Origin of the sequence: Acinetobacter sp. IK40 (genome assembly GCF_035615075.1) — a bacterium.
Lineage (GTDB): Bacteria > Pseudomonadota > Gammaproteobacteria > Pseudomonadales > Moraxellaceae > Acinetobacter > Acinetobacter courvalinii.
The window spans coordinates 1-820 of record NZ_JANBOE010000033.1 but is presented as its reverse complement, the minus strand read 5'-3'; the positions used below and the strand labels follow the sequence as shown (position 1 = coordinate 820).

General features: G+C 40.7%; 1 protein-coding gene. It reads right to left on the bottom strand.

Translation table 11 applies throughout. The annotated features are described in order from the left end of the window. Positions 1–52 precede the first annotated feature (52 nt). Complete coding sequence (locus MSG93_RS19245; RefSeq protein WP_001067790.1) at positions 53–757, bottom strand: IS6-like element IS1008 family transposase; 705 nt, start codon at positions 755–757, stop codon at positions 53–55. Positions 758–820: the final 63 nt, after the last annotated feature.

Here is an 820-nt window from a genome sequence, read left to right as displayed (position 1 = left end):
GGCACTGTTGCAAATAGAGATTTGAGTCGATGAAGTTCCTTTTTAAAAGTGCTTAGAGACCGAAAACCCTGTTGATTAGACACACTTCACCTTGAGGCTGACCATAATAAAATGACGATGCTTGTCCTTTACGTAGTGCACGCATGACTTCAATACCTTTAATTGTGGCATAAGCCGTCTTCATAGATTTGAATCCTAATGTGGCCCTGATGATCCGCTTTAACTTACCATGATCACATTCAATGACATTATTTTTATACTTAATCTGCCTGTGCTCAATATCTACTGGACATTTTCCTTCTCGCTTTAACCGTGATAAAGCATGGCCATAGGTCGCTGCTTTATCTGTATTGATGACCCGTGGAATTTGCCATTTTTTCACCGTATTGAAGATCTTTCCTAAAAAACAATAGGCTGATTTACTGTTCCGTCTAGCGGAAAGGTAAAAGTCAATCGTATGACCCCGTTGATCAACTGCACGATACAGGTAAGTCCATCGCCCCTTCACTTTGATATAAGTCTCATCCATATGCCATGAATGTAAATCTGTAGGATTACGCCAATACCAGCGTAAGCGTTTTTCCATTTCTGGAGCATAACGCTGAACCCAACGATAAATTGTGGTGTGGTCAACATTCACACCTCGTTCAGCGAGCATTTCTTGAAGTTCACGATAGCTGATGCCATATTTACAATACCAACGAACAGCCCAAAGAATGATTTCACCTTGAAAGTGCCGACCATGGAAGGGATTCATCTGCTGTATCTCGAAATAAATAAGATATTTAGCTTATCATGTCAGCCTATTTGCAACAGTGCC